15 protein-coding genes are annotated in these 19727 nt (G+C 38.9%); 10 read left to right on the forward strand and 5 right to left on the reverse strand.

What is annotated here, in order from left to right; all coding sequences use genetic code 11:
* Window positions 1-4 precede the first annotated feature (4 nt).
* The 10 genes from CWD91_RS07665 to CWD91_RS07710 all read left to right on the forward strand — a co-directional run bounded on the left by CWD91_RS07665 (window position 5) and on the right by CWD91_RS07710 (window position 14407).
* Window positions 5-2260 (forward strand): alginate lyase family protein, encoded by a 2256-nt coding sequence (locus CWD91_RS07665; protein WP_205164608.1) that lies wholly within the window; start codon window positions 5-7, stop codon window positions 2258-2260.
* A gap of 103 nt (window positions 2261-2363) precedes the next feature.
* Window positions 2364-2741 (forward strand): cupin domain-containing protein, encoded by a 378-nt coding sequence (locus CWD91_RS07670; protein ID WP_103440373.1) that lies wholly within the window; start codon window positions 2364-2366, stop codon window positions 2739-2741.
* A gap of 564 nt (window positions 2742-3305) precedes the next feature.
* On the forward strand, window positions 3306-6488 hold the full coding sequence (locus tag CWD91_RS07675; protein WP_103440374.1) for a SusC/RagA family TonB-linked outer membrane protein: 3183 nt from the start codon (window positions 3306-3308) through the stop codon (window positions 6486-6488).
* A gap of 19 nt (window positions 6489-6507) precedes the next feature.
* Window positions 6508-7833, forward strand: coding sequence for a RagB/SusD family nutrient uptake outer membrane protein (locus CWD91_RS07680; RefSeq protein WP_103440531.1), 1326 nt, complete (start codon window positions 6508-6510; stop codon window positions 7831-7833).
* Window positions 7834-8047: 214 nt separating this feature from the next.
* Window positions 8048-8755 (forward strand): FadR/GntR family transcriptional regulator, encoded by a 708-nt coding sequence (locus CWD91_RS07685; protein WP_103440375.1) that lies wholly within the window; start codon window positions 8048-8050, stop codon window positions 8753-8755.
* 238 nt (window positions 8756-8993) lie between these two features.
* Window positions 8994-10277 carry an MFS transporter gene (locus tag CWD91_RS07690; RefSeq protein ID WP_103440376.1) on the forward strand — a complete coding sequence of 428 codons (1284 nt, stop codon included), beginning with the start codon at window positions 8994-8996 and terminating at the stop codon, window positions 10275-10277.
* Between the two features lie 29 nt (window positions 10278-10306).
* Complete coding sequence (locus tag CWD91_RS07695) at window positions 10307-11071, forward strand: SDR family NAD(P)-dependent oxidoreductase (RefSeq protein WP_103440377.1); 765 nt, start codon at window positions 10307-10309, stop codon at window positions 11069-11071.
* A gap of 158 nt (window positions 11072-11229) precedes the next feature.
* Window positions 11230-12453: a 6-phosphofructokinase gene (locus CWD91_RS07700; protein WP_103440378.1), complete on the forward strand. Its 1224-nt coding sequence runs from the start codon at window positions 11230-11232 to the stop codon at window positions 12451-12453.
* 6 nt (window positions 12454-12459) lie between these two features.
* Window positions 12460-13128 (forward strand): bifunctional 4-hydroxy-2-oxoglutarate aldolase/2-dehydro-3-deoxy-phosphogluconate aldolase, encoded by a 669-nt coding sequence (locus CWD91_RS07705; protein WP_103440379.1) that lies wholly within the window; start codon window positions 12460-12462, stop codon window positions 13126-13128.
* A 4-nt stretch (window positions 13129-13132) separates the two neighbouring features.
* Window positions 13133-14407, forward strand: a complete 1275-nt coding sequence (locus tag CWD91_RS07710; protein ID WP_103440380.1) for an Nramp family divalent metal transporter — start codon at window positions 13133-13135, stop codon at window positions 14405-14407.
* A gap of 16 nt (window positions 14408-14423) precedes the next feature.
* On the opposite strand, the gene CWD91_RS07715 is transcribed toward CWD91_RS07710, so the two are convergent.
* The 5 genes from CWD91_RS07715 to CWD91_RS07735 form a co-directional block, all read right to left on the reverse strand.
* On the reverse strand, window positions 14424-15140 hold the full coding sequence (locus CWD91_RS07715; protein WP_103440381.1) for a sugar isomerase domain-containing protein: 717 nt from the start codon (window positions 15138-15140) through the stop codon (window positions 14424-14426).
* Between the two features lie 428 nt (window positions 15141-15568).
* Window positions 15569-15760: a cold-shock protein gene (locus CWD91_RS07720; RefSeq protein ID WP_103440382.1), complete on the reverse strand. Its 192-nt coding sequence runs from the start codon at window positions 15758-15760 to the stop codon at window positions 15569-15571.
* Window positions 15761-15884: 124 nt separating this feature from the next.
* On the reverse strand, window positions 15885-16970 hold the full coding sequence (locus CWD91_RS07725) for an OmpA family protein (RefSeq protein WP_103440383.1): 1086 nt from the start codon (window positions 16968-16970) through the stop codon (window positions 15885-15887).
* 153 nt (window positions 16971-17123) lie between these two features.
* A complete protein-coding gene (locus CWD91_RS07730) occupies window positions 17124-17549 on the reverse strand; it encodes a hypothetical protein (RefSeq protein WP_103440384.1) in 426 nt (141 codons plus the stop codon).
* Between the two features lie 419 nt (window positions 17550-17968).
* Window positions 17969-19720, reverse strand: coding sequence for a TonB-dependent receptor (locus CWD91_RS07735; protein WP_103440532.1), 1752 nt, complete (start codon window positions 19718-19720; stop codon window positions 17969-17971).
* Between the last annotated feature and the right edge of the window lie 7 nt (window positions 19721-19727).

The following is a 19727-nucleotide window of genomic DNA, read 5'->3' on the forward strand; positions in this document are numbered from 1 at the left end:
AAAAATGCAAAATATCAAAACAAAATTAAAGGGACTATGCATAATGTTAATTATGTTGACCATTGGCATTTTGGCAAATGCATTGTTGGCTCAAGAACACCCCAATCTGATTCTGACCAAGGCCGGAGTTGAAAAAATAAAAGCTGAATTGGGCAAGGTTCCCTTATTTGACGCTACAGTATCAGCTACAAAAGCAGAAGTGGACGCAGAAATCGCTCTGGGTATCCACACTCCCATTCCCAAGGATTATTCCGGTGGATATACCCATGAACGCCATAAGCGGAATTTTTTGATCCTTCAAAAAGCAGGGGTGTTGTTTCAGATTTTGGATGATGAAAAATATGCCATTTACGTCCGCGATATGTTGTTCCAATATGAGGCCATGTACAAGGATTTGCCCATTCATCCACAGCAGAGGAGCTATGCCAGGGGTAAATTGTTTTGGCAATGTCTAAACGATAGCAATTGGCTGGTTTACGTAAGTCAGGCCTATGATTGCATCTATGACTGGCTTCCCCCAAAGGAACGTAAGAAATTGGAGAAAAATCTTTTCCGTCCCTTTGCTGATTTCATTTCGATAAAGAATCCACAATTCTTCAATAGGGTACACAATCACAGTACTTGGGGAAATGCTGCCGTTGGCATGATCGGATTGGTCATGAACGACGAGGAACTTATCCAAAGGGCCTTGTACGGAATAAAAAATGACGGCCTTGAAATTGACGCCAAGGACAATGATGGTGGTTTTATTAAACTACCGGGACAAAAACCTGGATTTTTATCCAATATTGATGAGCCTTTTTCACCGGATGGTTATTTTACCGAAGGGCCTTACTACCAAAGGTATGCCATGTATCCCTTTTTAATTTTTGCCGAGGGACTGCACAATGTAAAACCGGAATATAAAATTTTTGAACACAAGGACAGCGTACTTTTAAAATCGGTAAACACCCTATTGAATTTATCAGATCCCGATGGAGAATTCTTTAGCTTAAACGACGCCCAAAAGGGAATGTCCTATTACTCCAGGGAATTGGTGACTGCCGTTGATATTGCCTATTATTTTGGAGGTAATAATCCACAACTATTGAGTATTGCCGAAAAACAGGGGAGTGTGCTTTTGGACGATTCCGGACTTGCCGTAGCCTTGGGAGTTCGTGATGGCAAAGCACAACCTTTCATAAAAAAATCCATCAACCTTTCCGATGGGGCCGATGGTAAACAAGGCGGTGTTGGCATTTTGCGCTATGGCACTGAGGATTTGACCCTGGTTTTTAAATATGCAGCCCAGGGATTAAGCCACGGTCATTATGATAAACTCTCATTTTCCCTTTTTGAAAAAGGCGATGAAGTCATCCAGGATTATGGCCTGGCACGATTCGTAAACATAGAGCAAAAAGGAGGGGGCAATTATCTAAAGGAAAACACAACTTGGGCAAAACAAACTATTGCGCATAACACCATTGTCCAAAACGAAACCTCCCATTTCAATGGTGAATACGAAATAGGAAGCAAGTATCATTCCGAGCTATATTTTTATGATGCTTCCAATATCGAGGTACAGGTAGTCAGTGCCAAGGAAAAAAACGCCTATCCAGGAACCGAAATGCATAGAACCATGGCGATAATCAAAGACGAAAACTTTGAAAAGCCATTTGTACTGGATATTCTAAAAGTGAATTCAAGTAACCCTAACCAGTACGATTTGCCCCTGTATTTCATAGGACAAGTCCTTCAGGTAAATTTTGATTATGAATCCCCACTTACGCTAGACACCTTGGGTAAGGAAAATGGGTACCAACATTTGTACCTGGAGGGTAAGGGAAGCCCAACCCGAGACAACACCCAATTCTCCTGGTTGGACAATGGCCGTTTTTACACCTATACCTCAGCAACGAAGAAATCGGATGAATTGCTATTTACCCGTATTGGGGCCAATGATCCCGAATTCAACCTGAGAAGGGAAGCTGCATTGATGATACGCCGGAAAAATACAGGGAATACGGTTTTTGCCTCTGTCATTGAACCGCATGGAAGCTACAGCACCGTATCGGAGTTTGCGGTTAATTCCAATAGCAGTATTTTAAACTTGAAAGTCGTTCATGATGATGCGGAATATACAGCGGTAGCTGTAAAAGATGTCAATGGAGGTGAATGCCTGATGATAATTAGCAATATAGATTCAAGTAAGACAAGTACACATAAATTAAAAATAGGCGATCGTGATTATCAATGGTCAGGTCCTTATTATTTTAAATAAAACAAATTAAAATTATGAACCTTCCATAACGAAAACTTGATACTCAAGGGAATGATTATATGGAAGCAACATATGACCTTTATTAAACAATAAATATACACATATGAAACGATTTAGTGAAAAGTACATCATCTCAAAAGAAATGAAATGGGAAGAACTTGGAGGAGGAGTATCAAGAAAGTTTTTAGGTTACGATAACCAAATCATGATGGTAAAAGTGAAATTTGAGAAAGGAGCATTGGGTTCCCCTCATCAACATTTTCACACACAAGCTACCTATTGTGTTTCAGGTAAATTTGAATTTGAAATTAATGGAGAAAAGAAAATTGTAGAAGCAGGAGATGGAGTTTATATTGAACCAAATCTATTGCACAGTGCAGTTTGCTTGGAAGAAGGGATGCTAATTGACACATTTAGTCCTGTAAGAGAAGATTTCTTAAGCGGTGGAGAAGTATCTTATTTTGGAGATAAGCAGTCATAATAAAAAAACCCACCTTTCCTGGAAGACATAAAATACGAAATGGATAGCCTCACATAGGAAGCGATATTAACGGGGGCTTGTCTTTTCATAGCCGAAAATTGTCCTAGGCCAAAAAAGAAAGATTTAACCATTTCATTTTCAGCCTCTAACCCTTACAAATGTTAAATTTTAATTTGTTCTTTTTTTTAACGAATAAATAACATATATTTGGTAAACCAAACTGGTTGACCACTTTGGTTTACCAAAAAAACAAAAACAGCACCAGCCATGTTAAAAGAAAAATACTTGAAAATAGACCAAAAGATTTGACAAAAAAAAGGACGGGTGCACACCCATCCTTTTAAAAAAGTTTACTTCATTCTGAAGGGAAGTAATAACCTAGACATGTAATAATTTATTATAACACGCTTACTGCAAATATAAAAAAATACATTGACTTGTATACAGATTGCGTGATTTGGTAAATAGTGGAAAAAATGTGAATGCACAAACACATTTAAAAACTGATTTTGATAATCAAAATCGAAATCGAAAATTGACAATTCTAACTCAATACAAACACCAATGAATTTAAAAAAGAAACTCATTTTAGGAGCAGTATTGCTCATTAATGTTGCACTGTTCGCCCAAGATGGCTTTATGCTTTCCGGAACGGTCACGGACGCTGCTAGCGTACCTGTGCCTGGAGTGAACGTAATTATTGCCAATACTACTACAGGAACGGCAACAGATTTTGATGGAAATTACCAAATTGAGGTAAAAAACGGAGACGTACTACAGTTTTCGTCTTTAGGCTTTGTAACCCAATCGATTCCAATTACAAATCAAGAACAATTAAACATCACCATGCAAGAAGATGCAAGCCAACTTGATGAGGTTGTTGTAGTTGGATATGGTACAATAAAAAAATCACATCTTACCGGAGCGGTTGCAAAAGTAGGAGGAGATGAAGTGGCTGCTGTTCAAGTGGCCCGTGTGGATGATGCCTTGGCAGGTAAGTTGTCTGGAGTAAGAATTCAAAATCAAAGTGGAGAACCTGGTGCGGATCCAAAAATCCAAATTAGGGCAGCTTCATCTGTTTCAGGTGACTCAGGGCCCCTCATCGTTGTTGATGGTTATCCGATTTCAGGCAATTTGGCAACCGTTAACCCAAACGATATAGAAAGTTTAGAAGTATTAAAAGATGCTGCCTCAGCTGCTATTTATGGTTCTTTGGGTGCAAATGGAGTTATTTTGGTAACCACCAAAAAAGGAAAATCAGGAAAAGTTAATTTCAGTTACAATTCATATACAAGCACCTCAAGCAAGTATGTGAAGGACATTGAAATGCTTAAGACTGCACCGGAATGGGCCAGTGAGTTACAAACAGATGCCTATGATCTTTCCGAAACCGACCCAGGTTTATTGGCTTACAGACTAAATGCATACGCCAATGCGCCTGATGTAGTAAGTATAGAGGATTGGCTTTTCAAAAATGGTAGTTCAACTAGCCATGATTTCAGCGTGAGCGGAGGGTCTGAAAATTTAAAAGCTTTTGCCTCCCTTGGTTATTTGAACACTGAAGGTATAGTAAAAGGGCAAGGTTATGAAAGATATAACGGGCGCATGAACCTTGATGCCAACTTGGGTTCCAAATTAAAGGCCGGACTGAGTATGAATGGTTATTATGGCAAGCAGGATATTGTTCCTTGGGAAATGAGAGATCTTTTAAGATCATATAGCATTAGTCCTATATACCATACGCAAGCCTCGATTGATTTCGTTCAACAATTGGACCGTAACAGACAAGCATTATTCGATACTGGATTTACTGGAAATAACATAGGTAGATCATTTGACCAAGATTATAGAGGTATTGGTCTGGATCCTACAAGTATCTATGATTTGCAACCAGGTGATGTAGTTCACGATTGGCAATATGGTCGAAATCAAAACGGTATTGGAGGAACGGGAGATGCAGGTGTAGCCGCGAAGTTTGATAATTCAAAAAGGTGGAAAAAGACATATTTTGGGAACGTAAGTTCTTATTTGCAATATGAAATCATTGAGGGTTTAAATATAAAAACCGTTTTTGGAGCAGATCTTGAAGATACCCAGACTTACGTGTATCATGGAATATTGTCGGATGGCCAACAACGTTCCAATCAAACAGAGTTGGATATATCCAATATAAAAAAATCTACCGTTTTAAGTACAACTACTTTAAATTATGCAAAAGTATTTGCCGATAAACACGACATATCTGTGGTGGCTGGAATGGAATTTGTAAATACCTATTATAAGGGTATAGTAAACAATGGATCCAACGTGCCATTTGGTCTGCCTTTAAATTATGATTTTTTTGACCCCGCAGATGTGATTACCAACGAGATAGATGACACCCAGTCAAGAAATGGTTTTTTTGGAAGAATTACCTATGCGTTTGATGACCGTTATCTACTATCGGCATCCATTAGAAGGGATGGTGATTCACGATTTGGAGCCAATGAAAAATACGCAGTATTCCCAGCACTATCCTTAGGCTGGAATATTCATAATGAATCTTTTTTCGGAGATGCTGATGCTTTTAGCCTATTTAAACTTAGGTTTAGTACTGGGTCTTTAGGAACTGCTTCTTTCTTGGGATCATACAACTCATTAAGCATTTTGGGTACCTCACCTACCGCTTTCGGGACAGGATTTCTAATTCCTGAGGATATAGCAAACCCCGATTTAACTTGGCAAACCAATAAAGAGACAAACTATGGTGTTGATACAGGGTTTATAAATAACCGTTTCAGATTAAGTGTAGATTATTATACGTCTGATGTCCAAGATATGTTGATCAATCAAAGTGTATCTGAAGTTCTTGGAACACCTGCTATAAAACTTAATCGTGGTGATGTGACCAGTTCCGGTTTGGAGTTTGAACTTAATGCTAAAATAATTACCGATCAAGACTTCTCTTGGAATATCAACGCCAATTTATCAACTGCTGAATCAGAAATTACCAATCTAGGTGAATTGACCGAACTGCCCAGGCAAATTTATGGTGGACCAAGTGGTAGAGGTCCTGAGTTTAGAAACTATGTAGGAGGAGAAATTGGTGAAATGTGGGGGTATGAAGTCACTGGTGAGGTTGAAACAATACATATGTCAGATCCCTCCAGAGGCGTTGGATTTGGCAGCGGAGAATATTATGTTGTTGACCAAAACGGTGACGGTGAAATTACCTATGAAGGTGATTATGTAAAGTTGGGATCCGCAACACCGGATTTCTATTGGGGACTTTCAAGTTCCATGAGCATAAAGAATTTTGATTTTTCATTCCAATTCCAGGGATCTCAAGGCGCAGAACTTTACAATATAGACCCCATTTACTGGAAATCACAATTTGGCGGTAGATTAAAGTCCAGTTTTGATGCCAATAATGACGGTATTGCCGACGCCAGTGGCAAGTTTTATCAGGAGACCAGAAATGCACATGGTTCGGGAATTCAAGATGCTTCCTTTACCGCCTTAAGAAACATAACTTTAGGGTATACCCTTAATTCTGAATTAACGGATAAAATTGGTATAGGTTCTATGAGGGTATATGTTGCAGCTACCAATTTATTGTATTTAATGGCAGATAATTATACCTCCTTTAACCCTGAAGGTGTAGAGATCGAAAATACAGGTTATGCTGGTCCAACCACTTACGGATACCAAGAAGGTGCGAGCCCTCTTGTAAGAAGTTTTACTTTGGGTGTAAATGTTAATTTTTAATTAAGAAAAAATGAAAAAAATGAAAACTATATATCTAGTATTAGTGTCCGTGTTGTTGATAACAGCATGTGATAACGATTTGGATCAAACGCCACCTTTATTACTTGAATCCAGTGGCTTGGAGGAATTTGGACCCGTATTGAATGCAGCGTATTACTATCAGACCGGTGGTTCCACACCACTTGGAGTGATGGGTGACTTTAGGGCCGACAATATGTTGATGCTGGAAAGCCCATATACTTCATTTGACACCTACAATGCAGATTTGGGAGGTTTGGATTTGGTAGAGCAATTCTTTCGCCCATTCTATAGCAATTTGTACAAGGCAATCTTGAGTGCCAATAATGTCATTGATAATTCAACGAAGCCCACTGAGATAGCGGAGGCCAGATTTTTAAGAGCTTTATCCTACTTTAAATTGGTGATGGTTTTTGGTGATGTCACCGTGAATTTATCTCCCTCACCAAGCCCATCGGATTTGTCTATTTTAACAAGACAACCGGCTGCCGACGTGTACAACAATGTGATTATCCCAGACTTTCAGGCCGCTATAGCTGGTTTAAACAATTCTGGATTGGCAAGTGGACGCGCGTCCAAAATTGCGGCTCAGGGTTTTCTCGGAAAAGTATATATGTACAGAGGTAATTTTCCTGAAGCTGCAACAACGCTTGGAGCTGTTGTAAGCGGTGCCGCCGCCGCAGGGATAAGTTTGGAAAGTGACTTTGCCAAGGTTGTAGTAGACGGTAATTCAGAAATCCTTTTTGCAACCCAATTATCAACTTCAGTTCCAAACGCATATGGATCAGCCACCACGTTTGTAGGTTGGTTTACCGGGGCTGACACAAAAGCCCTTACGCCTCTAGATCCACGCTTAATTGCAGCTTTTGACGCCAGTGGTGCTGCTGGTGGAGGTACGGATTTAAGAAAGGCGCTTACTATTGATACGGATAATATGAATGGCAGTAAGAAATATACTGGAGCTTTGGATCAGGACTATATAGAACTTAGGTTATCCGATGTAATTCTATTATACGCAGAGGCACTGAATGAAAATAGCGCTCCTGCAACAACAGTACTTCCATTATTGGATCCCATAAGAACGAGAGCAGGTTTAAATAGCTTAACTGGAACAGTAAGTTCACAGGCCGATGTTAGACAGGCAATTGCTGACGAAAGAAGAGTGGAATTGGCGCTTGAAGGGCATAGATGGTTCGATTTGGTGAGAACGGGTACCGTTGATGTGGAGATGGGAGAAACGATTAGCAGTAATTATAATGTGTTTCCAATACCAAACTCAGAAATTCTTGCAAGCGATGGAGTTATTACTCAAAATGATGGTTACTAAAAATCAGTAAGATTATAAATACAAGTAGTTAGTTATAGTTAGTTTTTTTAATTGGAATTTACCGGCTAAAGGTCTGGCCGGTAAATTTCTTAAAACTTAAATAAGAATACTTATATTTTGGAATCGTAAACTATTAAAATTTCATTCAGTTATTGATTTTATGTAGATTTGACCAACCAATTTGGTTAACCAATTTAAGCCATACAAAATTAGCATGAAAATAGAAATTCTTCCTAAAACCGAAAACGACGAAATACAGAATGAGATTATTTCCAAAATCAGGGATTATATTAATTATAAGAACTTGGAGCCTGGAGACAAATTACCTTCAGAAAGAAAGCTTTCGGAAAAATTTGAAGTGAGTAGAGGAAATGTAAGGGAAGCCATTCAAACATTGGAATTTTACGGACTATTAATATCAAAGCCACAGAGCGGAACGTTTGTTGCCGATATTGGTCCTGTTGCAATGAACGGTATGATTACCGACATTCTGAGATTGGAAAATCCAGATTTCAAATCTTTGGTTGAGACAAGGATACTTTTGGAACTTAAAACCTCAAGGTTGGCAGCGATGAGAAGATCGGAGGAAGATTTGAAACAAATGGAGGAGGCTTTGGAGGCCTATACCGGAAAGGTTATGAAAGGGGAAGATGCCGTACAGGAGGATTTGTTGTTCCACCTAGCCATAGCAAAAGCTAGTGGCAATAGTACCATCAACACATTTATGTTGATCATCACCCCGGAGATTCTAACCAACTTTACCAAATATCATGTTTGCGACAAGAATATCGCTTTTATTGGCATACAAGAACATAGGGATATTTATGAGGCTATAAAGAAACAGGACCCCCAATTGGCCAAGGAAAAAATGAAAATACATTTTAAAATGTTATACGAATATTGTTACAACATTAAAGATTGATAAAAAATAAGCAGGGGATAAAATTGCACAGTTTTATCACTTTCGACACATAACTGAAGGGAAATAATACTTAGAATACTATTTTAAATTTACGTCGTATTTAAAAGACCCCATTAAATACTCCCCCGAAATTTTAGATATAATTCAAGTATTTGATAAGCACAGGCATTTCGCCTGCTTACTTTCTATTGCCATTTCACAACATAGCAACAACAATAACATACCAAAGCAAAATACTATGAAAATTAAAGGATTACGTTGGTTCATTATCGGTCTTATCTTTTTAGCAACTGTTATTAATTATATAGACAGAAGTGCTCTATCCATTATGTGGGGTAATGAAAATGTAGAAGGCTCTATTTCGCATTCATTGGGTTTGACCAAAGATCACTACAGCTATATTTTAAACATTTTTATGGTAGCTTATGCCTTGGGACAATTATTCTCGGGTAAATTATTCGACAAAGTTGGCACTAGAATTGGATACGTAATAAGCATAGGCATTTGGAGTTTATCAACCATATTGCACTCAACAGTTAGAGGTTTTTTGTCATTGGCCTTTTTCAGAACGACTTTAGGTTTATCAGAAGCTGGTAACTGGCCAGGTGCCGTAAAAAGTAATGCGGAATGGTTTCCAATAAAAGAACGTGCCATAGCCCAAGGCTTGTTCAACGCCGGTGCTTCCATTGGGTCGGTTATAGCGCCACCATTAATAGCCCTCCTTTTTGTTGCTTATGGGTGGGAAGTTACTTTTATCGTGGTGGGGGCCTTAGGGCTTTTGTGGATTATTCCTTGGCTTTTAATTAATAAGGCAGGACCTAAAAAGCATCCTTGGATAACAGAAGAAGAGCAAAAATTTATTTCTGAAGGACAAAGTATCGCCGATCAAAATGCCACTGAGGACCAAAAAGGACTTAGCCTTAAAGAAATTCTTTCCCATAAGGAGTCCTGGGCCATTGTTGCAAGTAGATTCTTCTTAGAGCCTATCTGGTGGCTATTTGTAGGCTGGATGCCCATATATTTATTTGATGTGTATGGCTTTAATGTAAAAGAGGTGGGCATGTTTGCCTGGGTTCCCTACGTAGGCGCAGCCATAGGAAGTATTGCGGGCGGCTATGTTTCTGGAGTTATTATTTCAAAAACCAATTCAATAAATAAAGGTAGGAAAACCACAATTTTCATTGGCGGAATCATAATGGTGTTAGGTCTTATTGCGACTATTCAGTTTGCTGACACACCGGAGAAATTTGTTGCGATTGTATTCATAGTTTTATTTGGATTTCAATTTGCAATTGGAAATATCCAAACATTGCCAAGCGACTTTTTCAGTGGTAAATCTGTAGGTTCACTGGCAGGTCTAGGTGGGATGGTAGGAGTATTTTCTGTAATTATCATGAACTTTTTGGTTCCCGTAATTGCAAAAGTGTCGTACACACCTATTTTCATAACCATTGCCATTTTTGTTCCCCTAGGAATAGGATCTATCTATTATTTCGCAAAAAATATAAAGTCAGTAGAATAATTTAAAAAAATAAAATAACAATTAGAGATATGAGTAATTCAAACGGAAAAGTAGCAGTAATCACCGGAGCCACTGGTGGAATTGGTTTCGAAGTAGCAAAGAGATTGGGTAAAGACGGATATACCGTGGTTTTAAACGGTATCGATGATGAAGCAGGAGTTCAAAGAATAAAAGAGCTTACCGCGGAGGGCATCACTGCTGAATATTATGGATTTGACGTTACAAAAGAAGAAGAAGTAACTGCAAACATCTCCAAAATTGGTAAAAAGTATGGAAAAATTGATGTTCTTGTAAATAATGCAGGTGGACTGGGAGGAAGGTCCAGGTTTGAAGAAATGACAACTGATTTTTACAGATTTGTAATGGCATTAAACCTTGATTCAGTGTTTTTTGCTTCAAGAGCTGCCATACCCTTTCTTAAAAAAGGAGATCTACCTACTATAATAAACTATACATCCATTGCTGGCTGGAATGCTGGAGGACCAGGAGCTGGTATTTATGGTACATCAAAAGCGGGCGTTCATGCTATAACAAGGGCATTGGCAAAAGACCTTGCTGAATATGGGATTAGAGTAAATGCAGTATCTCCAGGTACCATTGACACGCCTTTCCATACTGAAATTAAATCTACCAAGCCTGAAGTTTTTGCTTCTTGGAAAAACAATATATTGTTGGGAAGATTGGGGCAACCCGAAGAAGTAGCCTCCGTAATTTCGTTTTTGGCTGGCAAAGATGCTGCTTTCCTTACCGCCGAAACCATCCAAATTGGTGGAGGACAAGGTTTGGGAATTTAAGGAGAGAAAAATCAGCTGGTAATAATGTTGATAATAATAGCGGGCTAGCATTTAGCTTCTACCTAATGTTAAACACATTAAAAAGGGTAGTTTCAATTTTAATAAATTGGGGAGTGGTAATGTCTCTGCGGTTCAAGTGATTTTTTAAAAAGATAAAAATGGCCAAAAAAAAATCCATATTAATTATTTGCGGAGGTGGTCCTGCGCCAGGCATCAATGCTGTAATAGGCACTGTGGCGAAGATTTTTTTAAAGGACGGCTATAGAGTACTTGGATTACATGAAGGCTTTAAAGGAATCTTTTCAGAACATCCCAAAATAAAGGAATTCGATTTCCCCCATGCCGATCGAATTTTTAGCAGAGGTGGTTCCACCTTGATCATGAGCCGGTTCAAACCCGGCAATGAAAAATTGAATACTACCCTTTTTTCTGAAAACAATGTAAAACTATTGGTGAGTATTGGTGGTGATGACACGGCCTCTACTGCCAATAGAATTACAGGTTATTTGAAGAAAGAAAACATTGTCATATCCAACATTCATGTTCCCAAGACCATAGACAACGATCTTCCGTTACCAGATCGGAATCCCACCTTTGGTTTTCATTCCGCAAAAGATGAGGGCGTAAGAATTGGCACCACTACCTATGAAGATGCACGTACCAGCGAAAACTGGTTCGTTATGTCCACCATGGGAAGGTCTGCAGGGCATTTGGCTCTTGGAATTGCAGCTAGCTGTCATTTTCCAATGATGGTCATTCCTGAAATGTTCAACAAGACCAACATTACCTTCGATAAGGTAGTCCGATTGATTATCTCCTCGATGGTCAAAAGAAAAATAGAAAATGTAAATTATGGCGTTGCCCTTGTCAGTGAAGGCATATTCCATATAATGCCAGATTCAGAAATTAAAGATTGTGGTATAAATTTCACATACGACGATCACGGACATCCCGAATTGGGCAATGTTAGTAAATCCCACATTTTTAACATGTTGGTTCAGCGGAGATTGAAAGAACTGGATATACAGATAAAAAGTAGGCCTGTTGAACTGGGCTATGAACTCCGATGTTGTAGACCAATTGGATTTGACCTAACATTATGTACCCTATTGGGCCTGGGAGTCAAGAAATTATTCGATGAAGGCCTTAGCGGATGCATTGTTACTGCCAATTCGAGAGGAGAAGTATCCCCACTTTTTTTGACGGACCTTCAGGATAAGGATGGAAAAATAGCACCGCGATTGGTTGATATCGATTCCGAATTTATCCGACTTTGTTTCCAGAATCTACACTATTTGGAGGAAAAGGATTATGTGCGTGCAAAGGTTTATTTGGATAATCCCTCGGATTATGATTTCAACAAAATATTAAACAAAGTATAAAAGCGAATGGCACAATATTCAAGATTGGAAGTAGCAACGGCAATGAAGGAATCGGGTATGGTTCCCTTATTCTATGATCCGGATATAGAACTAGGTAAGAAAGTATTGCAGGCCTGTTACGACGGTGGTGCCAGATTAATGGAATTTACAGCGCGTGGCGACTTCGCGTACGAAGTCTTTTCCGAAATGAACAAATTTGCCATTAAAGAACTGCCGGGCATGATTATGGGAGTTGGTTCCATAACAGATGCTGCCGCGGCATCGCTATATATGCAGATGGGTGCCAATTTTATTGTAACCCCTTCCCTAAGAGAGGATATTGCCATTGTCTGCAACCGAAGAAAAGTGCTCTGGTCACCAGGCTGCGGTTCATTGACCGAAATTAATAGGGCCGAGGAAATGGGTTGCGAAATCGTAAAACTATTTCCAGGGTCTACCTATGGCCCCTCTTTTGTAAAGGCCATTAAAGGTCCACAACCTTGGACAAGTATTATGCCCACTGGAGGAGTAACTACTGAAACTTCCAACTTAAAGGGCTGGTTTGATGCCGGCGTAACCTGTGTAGGACTGGGTTCCCAACTTATAAGCAAAGAAATATTGATCAACAAGGATTTTATAGGGTTGGAGAGTATGGTTCGCGATACTTTGGGATCCATCATAAAACTTAGAAACTAAAAGTATGGAAGCCCCGACCGCTAAAAAATCGTTTTTAAAAAAGATATTGGCCCTAGTTTTGGCCTTTGGTCCTGGAATATTTGCCATTGGTTATACGATTGGTACGGGGAGTGTAACCTCTATGATCGTTGCAGGAAGCACTTACGGTATGCAACTGTTATGGGTTTTGCTATTAAGCTGTGTGTTCTCAGGAATCTTGATGTTTGCTTATGGCAATTTTGCACTGGTTACCGGTGAAACAGCCTTGTTTGCTTTTAAGAAACACCTGAAATGGGGCAAGCTCATTGCTATAATGATTATTATAGGAATTTCATTTGGACAATGGAATTCATTAATGGGTATTTTAGGAATTTCTGCGAGCATTATCTTCGAGATTTTCCTAATCTATTTTCCTAGTTTGGGCGGCTATCAATATGAAGCAGTTTTGACAATTGCCATAGTGGTCATTATAATTATGTACGGTTTTCTTATGGTAGGCAAGTATGCCTTCTTCGAAAAGATTCTTGTCATTTTCGTGACCATCATGGGGCTTTCGTTTATAATATCCCTTTTTATGGTCTACCCCCTACCCATTGAGGTGGCCAAAGGATTAATACCATCCATACCCCAGGTGGAGGGAGGTAAAATGATGGTGGCTGCATTTGTGGGTACCACAATGGCTGCTGCCACCTTTCTATCCCGTCCCCTTTTCGTTAAGGGCAAAGGTTGGAATATCAGCAATCTCAATCAACAAAAAAAAGATGCTATTATAGCCGCAGGTTTGGTCTTTGTTATTAGTGCATCTGTTATGGCGGTAGCCAGTGGAGCCTTGTTCCACCAAGGTCAACCCGTTACCAAAGTTTTGGACATGGTCAATACCCTAGAACCGGTCGCAGGGAAATTCGCATTGACACTTTTCTTTTTTGGAACTTTAAGTGCAGGGCTATCTTCTATATTCCCCTGTTTACTCATAGCCCCCATTCTCTTGGCCGATTACCAATCAGGTGAATTGGACACCAGCTCCAAGCAGTTTAAGATAATTACGGCCATTGCTTGCTTGTTTGCACTAATAGTACCTGTATTTGGTGCCAATCCTATTCAGATGCAGATTATGTCCCAGGTTTTTAATGTATTCGTCTTACCTCTAGTAATTCTAGGAATTATTTTATTGATCAATAACAAAAAACTCATGGGCCAATACAAAGGAAGTTTATGGCTTAATTTGGGCCTATATGCCGCCCTTTTGTTTTCAATCGTCATCTCCTATAATGGGGTTGTGGCGCTAATTGACTTTTTTTAATTTACTAGCTGTTTTATTAAAGATGTTTTACCCTAGATTCATATTTAAGATATAGTTCTTCATTGTCCGCCTCATCTATGTTCTGACTTTGAAAAACAGAAGGCCTAACGCCTCTTTCCAAATTAATTTTTATGGCTTCTGTGGAAATTATGTTGACAATGATCATTCCTAACACCGATGAAGCTGGACCGATCAGTGTGTCCTTAAGGGAGATAACCCCATCCCCTGCTGGAACACAATTATCAATTACCAAATCCGCGATCTGATACAGTTTCTTTCCACTTTCATGTCTGGAGGCATACTTTCCTGATTGTTCCAAAGAAGTGATCGCTATAGTCCTTAAACCCTCCTTCCTGGCCTTCATGGCCATCTCCAAAGGCAAGGCATTTCTTCCGGAATTTGATACCACGATCAATACATCCCCCTTATTAAATTGATATTTGTTCCAAAGTATTTCGGCAAGACCACTTATTTGCTCCATGGCTGCCGATCTCCTTGCCCCGCTGGCCATAAGTACCATATCATCCATTATGGCATTGACATTGGCCAGGTTGGAAGCCCTACCAAACATCTCCATCCCAATCATTTGGGAATGGCCAGTACCTAAGGTGTGGATTATACCATCGTTCTTAATAACATCCGCAACTATTTTTGAGGCAGTGATCAATTGATCTTTTTGATCAGTGGACATTTTGTCTATGAGCAATTTTATTTTATCTAAATATTCAAACATAGGAACAATTACATTTAGTTAGTAAAGGAAACCAAACGTATTATTATCGGGATGTGCTAGTACGTCTACCAATAATGCCAACCAATGTTTCCAAAATCCAATATAAAGAATAAAAACATAGCCACGCGAAGGTATAAAGGATATAGTCGCATTAGCACATCGTGGAGCAATAATTTCCAACTTTATAACTTAAGAAACGGCATAAAAACCTAAACCAAATACTGGACTCCTATAAGGGATGTAACCGAAACACGGGGCATTAAACCGTCCCCAGCTCTGGGTATTAAACCGAAAACCCCGCCAAAAGGCGGGGTTCGTTCGACTATCCTATTCCAATGCGCCTGCGGCTTTTGAAATACGGGTCTCACGAACAAAAAAAAGCCTATCGTTAGATAGGCTTTGGGTCTTAAGAAATTAAAAAGTATTTATTAAATAACTTTAACGTTTACTGCGTTTAATCCTTTTTTTCCTTCTTTTAGTTCAAACTCAACTTCGTCGCCTTCGCGAACTTCGTCGATTAAACCAGAGATGTGTACAAAATGTTCTTTGTTAGAACCTTCTTCGGTGATGAACCCAAATCCTTTGGCATCGTTGAAAAATTTTACTGTTCCTCTACTCATTACTAAAATTTAAATTAATTACTTATTATAAATCAAATATAGTTCCAAAAGTTTGAACCACAATCATTTAAAGCCAAGAATTTTAACAAGCTGCTAAAATAATTTCGACTCCCCTATAAAATGCTCACTTTTCAAGGGATTTGGAGATAATAAATTCCACCCTCCTGTTTAGCGCCCTACCCTCTTCATCACCATTATTTCCAAGGGGCCTGGAGGCCCCTAATCCATTCCAAGTAATTCTTTTCCTGGCCAGGCCCAATTGGATCAACCTATTTGCCACTGCTGTTGCCCGTTTACCAGAAAGTTCCATGTTGTAGTTGTTAGTGCCAAAACTATCCGTATATCCGTTGATAACAATCTGCAAAGTACTATCAGATTGCAAATAATTAAATACCCGCTTTATCTCCTGCGCACCATAATCCTCCAGTTCAAACTCATCAAAATTGAAAAATACGTTCTCAAAAATATGGGCTTCGTCCAAGGCATAGGACTGAATTCCTTCACCAACATATACCATATCCAAGTAATAATAAGCGCCCTTTACATTTTTTTCCTTTACCAATTTCTGTCGCCTAGTAGCAGCATTGTCCTTAAAATTACCAACCGTTATAAACTGCTCATAGCCATTGGCAACAAAGGTTGTGGACACCTTTGTCCATGAACTCTCATCAATGATGAATTGGTCGCCCAAAATCTCGATGAAGGTAAAATCGTTCCCTATAATCTTAGAAAGCTGCCATTTCGATAGCCCTTTTTTTATTTTAATTTCCAATGGCTTGGATGACAATAAAATATCAAAATCACGAATGGCATAGTCAGAATTCTCTGCCAAATTAATATAAAAGGAAAGTGTATAGGTAAGATCTTTCTGCAACGGTTGCCGTAGCTCTCCTTGTATATACTCCCTATAATCCTCAGGGGCGTACATATAAAATCCCATATAACCCTCCCCGAATTTTGCCAGCTGTTTTCCCATAAAATTGTTGGGCACGCCCATACTCAGACTACAGGCATTAAAATAATCGGTGCTGCCGAGAGTGGGTACGGACCAATATTTAAGGTCTTGCCCAAAATTTCCTAAATGATCTGGGCAGTCCAAAAAAGATTCAAAACTGGGATTTTCCACTAAATTTTGGGACACAACACTTCCGAGGCATAATACGGACAATACTCCTATCCAATTTCTACAACCTACAGTGAACTGACTCATACTGAACAAATTGTATGTAAAACTTGTTGACAAAAGGAATTCCTAACTTACAAAAAGTTTAAGTACATTTTATCAAAAATAAAAAAACATCCCCATATTCAAGGATGTTTGTAATACTTATGGACAAATACAGGCTTAAAATCTATACAACTTTTAGGATTTATTTCTTTTGCCATTCAATGAAAATGTACCTTCTGTAGAATTGGCGTTACCATTTATAGCATCATCTGTCACTTGCAAGGAAACTTGTACTTTCGAACCCTCAATAAAAACCGAAAAGTTTAAAGTGTTATCCTTGACCTTCACATCAGTGGCCGTCAGAGTATTGTAGTTGACCTTGATCACTGCCTTATATCCCTCTTTTTCCTTGGTAATAATCAACGTTCCTGCACTGTATTCATAAGGAACATCCTCAACTGTATATTCCCATATGCCAACAGGAGAATTATACACTTTACCAAGTACCTCGGTTGGATTATTGGTACAAAAAGTACTATGACCTGGGTTTACAGCCAAAAGAGACATACTGCAGGAAACAAAAAAAATACAAGCGCAAAACAATTTTCCAAAATTTTTCATTCTCTTGAAGTTTTATAATTAATATTGTAACAAAGGAAAGATATCCCACAACAAAAAGTAATCTTTTTTCCTATTCTGTGACTAAATGTCCCGTAAGCGTGACGAATGGGACAATTTTAAAAGTTACAATTTCCCAAACGCAACCTTGATCAAGATTAATCAGCACTTTTTTGATAAAAATTTTTAAAACCTTGACGGCTATAAAAGGTATATTCAAATTAAAATGGGAGAAGAAGTCACAATGCTATCCAACACTCAAATATTGGACAAGTCCTTCTAGAAATAAAAATACCTTACTGCCTTATTGCCTCCCAAGATAGAAGGCTAAAGGCAGAAGGTACATTTACGGCGATCATAAAATACCACGGGGTTTTTGGCAGATCATAACCAACCGCTAATTCTAAACTCTTTTTTCTGATCTACAGATCAAATTTGTATGTGGCTCCAGCCAAAACTTGGAAACCCTGTACTTGATAATTGTTCCAACGCATATAATTCTGGTTGGCAATATTATTGGCCCTTGCAAACACAGATAATTGTTTATTTACCCGATATCCAATATGCGCATTGGCATCAAAATAGCTCTCCAGAGTCTTAGCCTCCATTGTAAAATTTTCTGGCAACGTTCCGGGAGATGCCACTGTATATAAATCATCGCGTTCCCCAACGTAAAATAGATTGGCACCCAGAAACCACTTCTCCCCTATTTGATAATCCATAAAAGTGGAAGCCGTAAGACCGGGTAGGTTCCATGCTGGATTGTCCGTTTCGGTATCATAATCGTACACTTGTACATTAACACCCAAGCTAAAATTACGATTTACATCTACATTTAATTCACCAAAAACACCCAATGTTTTAACATCATCGTAAAACACCTGAAAACTATTTCCATAGAAATAGCCTTTTTCGTCGGACCTGGAGGTGTTTTCAGGATTTAGTATAAAGAGTGGTTTTCTATTTTCGGCCGTATAGGACCCTTTTAAGTTGTAGCTAAGGTTGGGCAATAATTGTCCCTTTAAACCTATGTAAGCATCGTATTGTTGGTCCGTGGGCTGAATATCCAAGGTAGGCGAAACATATGGGTTCTCCTCTACAAAACCATAGAACGAGTTTTGCTTCAACTCCCCTTCTACCCCTCCATAGGCAATGGCCACCTCATCCAATAAGCGATAGGACGCCGTTATTGTAGGATAAATATAGAAATTACCCTCACTATTTTCCAAATCCATACCATACACCAAATTTACGCCCAGATTAAGTGAAAGATCATCCCCTAAAATATTGATGTTGGGATTTAATCCAGCCTGCAAATGGGAATAATCTATACCGGGAATATTGGAATCATTTGCAACCTGCCCATTCTTAAACTTGCCACCCAAATAATCTACCTTGGCCTTAAGGGTCAATAATTCATCCCCCAAAGGAAATTCGAAGGCAGGTTTTAGAACAGCCCTGTTTTCACCTGATTTGGTTGCATCCCAAAACCGTCTCACCACTACATTTAAACTCTTAAAAAAAGAATCTTCCACTTCTACAAAACCACCTGCAAACACATTAAAATAATTCTGCTTTTCATCTATACCGTTCACCACTTCCTCTGTGTAATATCCGTTAGGGATTCCATACCAATTATATAATTGATGCTGTGCCCCTATATTGGCTCCCCAACTTAGGTCCCTGTCTTTTTTGGTGTAGTTGGCATCCAACTCGGTATTGTAAAATACATTGTCCAGAGCGGTACCATCAATTTCTCCCCTAGAGGAGTGATGATTAAGGCTTAGATCCAATCGCTCGTCCCTGTTCAAAGCACTACTACTATAAAAATCTACCAAGGCATTGTTAAAATTGCCCAGGCCTACGGATGCATAGGAGTTATATATTTTTTCCGCAGGAGTCTTTTTTACACCTGAAGCCTTACCCTTGGCAGGCGTAAAGGTAGATACTACTGGAACCGAAAATATACTATAATTAATAGGTTTCTTTTGTAAAACGATGGAATCGTTCAAGGTAGGCATGGACTTCACCTTAAAAGCATCTGAAATTGTTGGTGCATAGGCCTTAACCACAGTCACCGTTTCCGTACCTATATCTTTTTTGTCGTCCTGTGCCAATCCGATTTGAAATAAACCAAGAATAGCGAATAAGGATATTTTTATGTGCTTGTGCATATATTGT

It is taken from the genome of Arenibacter hampyeongensis (genome assembly GCF_002909255.1).
GTDB classification, from domain to species: Bacteria; Bacteroidota; Bacteroidia; order Flavobacteriales; family Flavobacteriaceae; genus Arenibacter; species Arenibacter hampyeongensis.